The 6,659-nt window shown below is 60.6% G+C and carries 4 protein-coding genes; all 4 read left to right on the top strand.

The features are described from left to right. On the top strand, positions 1-1,112 hold a 1,112-nt coding region (locus ACK4OE_RS24540), incomplete at its 5' end, for an SAM-dependent methyltransferase (protein ID WP_409889006.1). Between the two features lie 76 nt (positions 1,113-1,188). Beyond that, positions 1,189-2,370 (top strand): hypothetical protein, encoded by a 1,182-nt coding sequence (locus ACK4OE_RS24535; protein WP_409889005.1) that lies wholly within the window; start codon positions 1,189-1,191, stop codon positions 2,368-2,370. A 236-nt stretch (positions 2,371-2,606) separates the two neighbouring features. Then, positions 2,607-3,683, top strand: coding sequence for a Fic family protein (locus ACK4OE_RS24530; RefSeq protein WP_409826933.1), 1,077 nt, complete (start codon positions 2,607-2,609; stop codon positions 3,681-3,683). 125 nt (positions 3,684-3,808) lie between these two features. Then, positions 3,809-6,659, top strand: a 2,851-nt coding sequence (locus tag ACK4OE_RS24525) for a type I restriction endonuclease subunit R (protein ID WP_409889003.1), incomplete at its 3' end; no start/stop codon positions are given.

Below are 6,659 nucleotides of genomic sequence, written 5' to 3'. Positions count from 1 at the left end.
TGTCCACCATCGGCTTTGGCGACACCCCCGACGTGGCGCGCGACACCCTGGGCCAGGTGTACGAATACTTTCTGGGCATGTTCGCCAGCGCCGAAGGCAAACGCGGCGGGCAGTTCTACACACCCGCCAGCATCGTCAAAACCCTGGTGGCCGTGCTCAACCCGCACACCGGCAAGGTGTACGACCCGTGCTGTGGCAGCGGCGGCATGTTTGTGCAGAGTGAAAAATTCATCGAAGCCCACGGCGGCAAAAAGGGCGATGTCTCCATCTACGGGCAAGAGAGCAACCCCACCACCTGGCGCCTGGCCGCCATGAACCTGGCCATTCGCGGCATCGACTTCAACCTGGGGCGCGAACCTGCCGACACCTTTGTACGCAACCAGCACCCCGACCTGCGCGCCGACTTCATCCTGGCCAACCCGCCCTTCAACATCAGCGACTGGTGGCACCCCAGTCTGGAGGGCGACGCCCGCTGGGTGTATGGCGATCCACCTCGCAGCAACGCTAACTATGCGTGGCTACAGCACATCCTTCACCATCTCAAACCCGCGGGCCGCGCAGGCATCGTGCTGGCGAATGGCAGCATGAGCAGCAATCAGAACAACGAAGGCCAGATCCGCGCAGCTATGGTGCAAGCCGATGTGGTGGAAGTGATGATCGCACTACCCGGCCAGCTGTTTTACAACACGTCCATTGCAGCTTGTATTTGGTTCTTCAACCGAGAAAAGAGCAGGGCGTTTGATCGAAAGGGGCAGGTTCTTTTTATCGACGCGAGGCAGCTATCGCTAGAAAGCCCGACGAGAACGACGCGCGCATTGAGCAACCACGCAATTCAACGAATTTCACACACAGTAGATTCTTGGCGTGCAGGGGATTTCAGCGATATACCGGGGTTCTGCCATTCTGCGTCTTTAGAAGAGATGGCTGCACACGACTACAACTTGAGCCCCAGTCTCTATGTTGGCTCGAGTGGCAGCACAGACACGAATGATGACTCCTTTCATACTTCAATGCACAGGACGACGACAAAGCTCAAGGAAGAAATTTTGAGGTCAGAAGAGCTTGTTTCTAATCTTCGTCAAGTACTCGCGAAGTTGGGCTATGACATTTGATGTTCGATTGATTCGACTAGGGGAAGTGATCTCAGAGAGCCGAGAGCGATACGGATCCAAGACGACAAGGCTCCCGGTGTTCGGAGTAGATCGTGATGGCCTCACGAACCAGACCAAATATCAATCGGCTGATCTATGTCGCTACAAGATTCTGCGGCCAGGCATGTTCGCGTACAACCCCATGCGCTTGAATATCGGCTCAATCGGCCATTTACCGACTGATCAGTCTGAAGTTCTGGTGAGCCCCGACTATGTTGTCTTCGCATGTAGTGATCAAATTCACTCCGAATTCTTGGCTTATTTAATCCAAGGTGATGACTGGAATAGTTGGTGCGTCGCAGCCGGCCGTGGTTCTGTTCGAACACGAATTTACTTTAAAGATCTTGCGACGTTTCCATTGAGATTGCCACCGCTCCGGTATCAATTTGCGGCGACCAATATTTTGGGAACAATCGATAAACTCATAAGTTCTCTTCGCTCTCAAAACAAGTCGCTTGAAGCAATTGCCCAGGCGCTGTTCAAGTCGTGGTTTGTCGATTTCGACCCCGTGCACGCCAAGATGGAAGGCCGCGCCCCCGAAGGCATGGACGAAGCCACCGCCGCGCTGTTTCCCGATGCGCTGGAGGAGTCGGAGTTGGGTTGGGTGCCGAAGGGGTGGCGGGTTGGCACGTTGACAGACGTTGCTTTACTGAATGCGCAGTCGCTGTCGCCGCGCAACCCGCCGCCAGAGATTAACTACATCGATTTGGCGGGAGTCAAAGCCAATGTTTTCGATGTGCCGCAGTGCTATTTATTCGTCGATGCACCGAGCCGCGCACGGCGGGTGCTTCAGGAAGGTGATTGCATCGTCGGCACGGTGCGGCCAGGAAACCGCTCCTTCGGGTTCATTGCCACCGCTCAAAACCATCTAATAGGGAGCACGGGTTTTGCTGTGCTTTCACCCAAGCAGCACTGGATGACCGCTTTCACCTACCTCTGCGCGACGCGAGATGACAGTATCGAGCGGCTTGCCTCGCTGGCCGACGGTGGCGCGTACCCTGCAGTCAGACCTGACGTTGTCGCGTCAACTCCTTGCACATTGCCACCTGACGAAGTGATGAAGGTATTTGACGGTGCGGCCCGGCCACTACTGGACGCAATCGGGGCAAATAGTGAGCAAGCCCAAACCCTCTCCACCCTCCGCGACACCCTGCTCCCCCGCCTGATCTCCGGCCAGTTGCGCTTGCCCGAAGCGCAGGCGTTGATCAACGAGGTTTGAAACTGCAAACGCTATGAAGATGTTCTTTAACAGCGGCCCGGCCTATTAAAGAGTTCTTTCACAGCTCGCCGGACGACAGGCTGGGCGTCGCCGACATGGTTAGAAAACCGCGTTTTCTAACCATGCCGCAGCCCACATGCTTAAAAATTCGTGTTTTTTGTACAGATGCTGGCTAACATGGTGAAGCCATCGCGATTCTTCGCCATGTTCACCCTCCCAACCAAGGATGCACCGGCATGCCTTTTGACCGCAGCCAACCCCACAACGATCTGCCTCTGTTGCCGCCCGCGGTAGAGCTGGAGAGCAAGGCCGTGCTCAAGCAGGCGATTGCGGCCAACCGGGTGCTGGCCAACCTGCGCGGGCTGGCGGCGCAGATTCCGAACCAGGGCGTGCTGATCAACAGCATCGTGCTGCAGGAAGCGCGCTTGTCGTCGGAGATTGAAAACATCGTCACCACCAACGACGAGCTGTACCGCGCCGACGCGGACGCTGACGGCAAGGCCGATGCCCATACCAAGGAGGTGTTGCGCTACCGCGAGGCGCTGTACCACGGCTTTGCCGCGCTGAAAGACCGCCCTTTGAGCACCAATCTGTTCATAGAGATTGCCCAGCGCATCAAGCAGATGGATTTGCAGGTGCGCGCCGTGCCTGGCACGGCTTTGAAGAATGAGCGGGGCGAGGTGGTGTACACGCCGCCCGTGGGCGATGCGGTGATTCGCGACAAGCTGTCCAATCTGGAAAAGTTCATCCACGCTGACGACGACTTGGACCCGCTGGTAAAGATGGCGGTCATGCACTACCAGTTCGAGGCGATTCACCCGTTCCCGGATGGCAACGGCCGCACGGGGCGCATCCTGAACCTGCTGTTTCTGGTGGAAAAGGGCTTGCTGGACATTCCGGTGATGTTCCTGTCGCGCTACATCATTGCCCACCGTGCGGCCTATTACGAGGGTTTGCGCCGGGTGACGGAAGAGCAGGACTGGGAGAACTGGCTGCTTTACATGCTGCGTGCGGTGGAGAGCACGGCCCAGCAGACGTTTGATCAGGTCAACCGCATCCGTGACTTGATGGAGCAGGTGCGCGAGCGTGTGCAGCGCGAAGCACCCGGCGTGTACAGCAAAGACCTGATCGAGGTGATCTTCAAGCAGCCCTATACCAAAATCCAGTTTGTGGTGGACGCTGGCATTGCCAAACGGCAAACCGCGTCCGGCTACCTACAAACCCTGGCGGGCCTGGGCGTGCTGCGCGAAAGCAAGCACGGGCGCGAGAAGTACTACATCAACGACGCCTTGTTGGCAGAGCTGGTGGGTTGACCATATGGTGATGGCATCGACAGATCACGATAACGTGTCGATTTTTTGTGTTTTTTTAAACATATTCTCCCCATCTGTCGATGGCATCGACACATCCGCCACCTCTCAGCCCAGGGCCTGACCGCATGACCGAAGACCAGCTCGAACGCGAAACCCTGGCTTGGCTGCAGGACCTGGGCTACACCCACATGGCAGGCCCCGACATTGCGCCCGACGGCCCCGTGCCCGAGCGCAGTGACTACCGCCAGGTGCTGCTGGCGGGCCGCCTGAGGGCGGCGCTGATGCGGCTGAACCCTGCCGTGCCCGTGGTGGCCATCGACGACGCGCTGGCGCAGGTGCAAGACCTGGGCGTGCCCGCGTTGCTGGCGGCCAACCGGCGGTTTCACCGGCTGCTGGTGGCGGGCGTGCCGGTGCAGTACCAGCGCGGCAACGAGACAGTGGGCGACTTCGTGCGCCTGGTGGACTGGGCTGCGCCCGAGCGCAATGAGTGGCTGGCGGTGAACCAGTTCAGCGTGCGCGGGCCGCGCCACACGCGCCGGCCCGACGTGGTGCTGTTTGTGAACGGCCTGCCGCTGGTGCTGCTGGAGTTAAAAAACCCCGCCGACCAGGCCGCCAGTGTGTGGAAGGCGTACGACCAGATCCAGACGTACAAAGAGCAGATCCCGGACCTGTTTAACACCAACGAGGTGCTGGTGATTTCAGACGGCACCGAGGCACTGCTGGGGTCGCTGAGCGCAAGCGCCGAGCGTTTCATGGCGTGGCGCACGATTGACGGCGCCACGCTGGACCCGCTGGGCCAGTTCAACGAGCTGCAGACACTGGTGCGCGGCGTGCTGGCGCCGCAGTACCTGCTGGACTACCTGCGCTACTTTGTGCTGTTTGAGGACGATGGCCAGCTTGTGAAAAAGATCGCGGGCTACCACCAGTTTCATGCGGTACGCGCCGCCATTGCCCAGGTGGTGGCCGCCGCCACGCCGGGCAGCGGTGCAGACCCGGCCATCAAGGGCAAGGGCGGCGTGGTGTGGCACACGCAGGGCAGCGGCAAGAGCATCACCATGACCTGCTTTGCCGCCCGCGTGATGCAAGAGCCCGCGCTGCAGAACCCCACCATCGTGGTCATCACCGACCGCAACGACCTGGACGGCCAGCTGCTGGGCGTGTTTGGCCTGGCGCAAGACCTGCTGCGCGAGCAGCCCGTGCAGGCCCGCACCCGGCAAGAGCTGCGCACGCTGCTGGCCAACCGGCCCTCGGGCGGCATTGTGTTTGCCACCATCCAGAAGTTCATGCCCGGCGAAGACGAAGACAGCTACCCCATGCTGTCGGACCGCCACAACATCGTGGTGATCGCCGACGAGGCGCACCGCACGCAGTACGGGTTTGAGGCGCGGCTGAAGGTGCGCAAGGCTGATGTGAAGGCCGATGGGAAGGAAAATTTCAAGCCAAATCAGGCTCTAGCGCTTGATACACAAGCACAAGCAGCTACTAATACAGTAGCAAACCCCATCACCACGGGCAGCGGCACCGCTCCCGCACACCGTGCCGAGTTTGCGCCGCCCACTTACCGGGCGGGCGCTGAAGCCAACACGGTGGAGCCCACCCGGGAGCACTACCAGGTGGGCTACGCCCAGCATCTGCGCGATGCGCTGCCCAACGCCACCTTTGTCGCCTTTACCGGCACACCCGTGAGCGGCACAGACCGCGACACGCGCGCGGTGTTTGGCGACTACATCCACGTGTATGACATGCAGCAGGCCAAGGAAGACGGCGCCACCGTGGCCATCTACTACGAAAGCCGCATGGTGAAGCTGGGCCTGAAGGCCGACGAGCTGCCCAGCATTGACGCCGAAGTGGACGAGCTGGCCGAGGACGAAGAAGAGAGCGTGCAGTCGCGGCTGAAAAGCCGCTGGGCCGCGCTGGAGCAAGTGGTGGGCGCAGAGCCCCGCGTTGCCCGCGTGGCGCAAGACCTGGTAGCGCATTTTGAAGAGCGCAACACCGCCCAGCGCGGCAAGGCCATGGTGGTGGCCATGAGCCGCGACATCTGCGCGCACCTCTACAACGAGATCGTGCGCCTGCGCCCCGACTGGCATAACGCCGACCCCGAACTCGGCGCCATCAAGATCGTGATGACCGGCAGTGCCAGCGACAAGGCCCTGCTGCGCCCGCACATCTACAGCGCGCAGGTCAAAAAACGGCTCGAAAAGCGCTTTAAAGACCCCACCGACCCACTGAGCATCGTGATCGTGCGCGACATGTGGCTGACCGGCTTTGACGCGCCCTGCGTGCACACCTTGTATGTGGACAAGCCCATGAAGGGCCACAACCTGATGCAAGCCATTGCCCGCGTGAACCGCGTGTTCAAGGACAAACAGGGCGGCCTGGTGGTGGACTACATTGGCATCGGCAACGAGCTCAAAGCCGCCATGAAGGAATACACCGCCGCCCAAGGCCGCGGCCGCCCGACGGTGGACGCGCACGAGGCCTTCAGCGTGGTGCTGGAAAAGATCGACGTGCTGCGCGCCCTGCTGCACGGGTTTGACTACAGCGGCTTTCTGACGGGAGGCCACCGCGTGCTGGCGGGCGCGGCTGATCATATTTTTGGGCTGCAACGTCAGGCTGGACAGGACGGCAAAAAACGTTTTGCCGACACGGCCCTGGCGATGAGCCATGCCTTCACGCTGTGCTGCACGCTCGACGAAGCCAAGGCGGTGCGCGAGGAGGTGGCCTTCATGCAAGGCGTCAAGGTGATCCTGACCAAGCGCGACATCACCGCCAAACAGCGCACCGACGAACAGCGCGAGCTGGCGGTGCGCCAGATCATCAGCCAGGCCGTGGTGTCTGAAAGCGTGGTGGATATTTTTGACGCCGTGGGGCTGGAGAAGCCCAACATCGGCCTGCTGGACGAAGGCTTTCTGGCCCAGGTGCGGGCGCTGCCCGAGCGCAACCTGGCGGTGGAGCTGCTGGAGCGCCTGCTGGAGG

Source organism: Acidovorax sp. (genome assembly GCF_046314175.1).
Lineage (GTDB): Bacteria > Pseudomonadota > Gammaproteobacteria > Burkholderiales > Burkholderiaceae_C > Acidovorax.
This window is presented reverse-complemented; position numbering and strand designations above follow the sequence as displayed.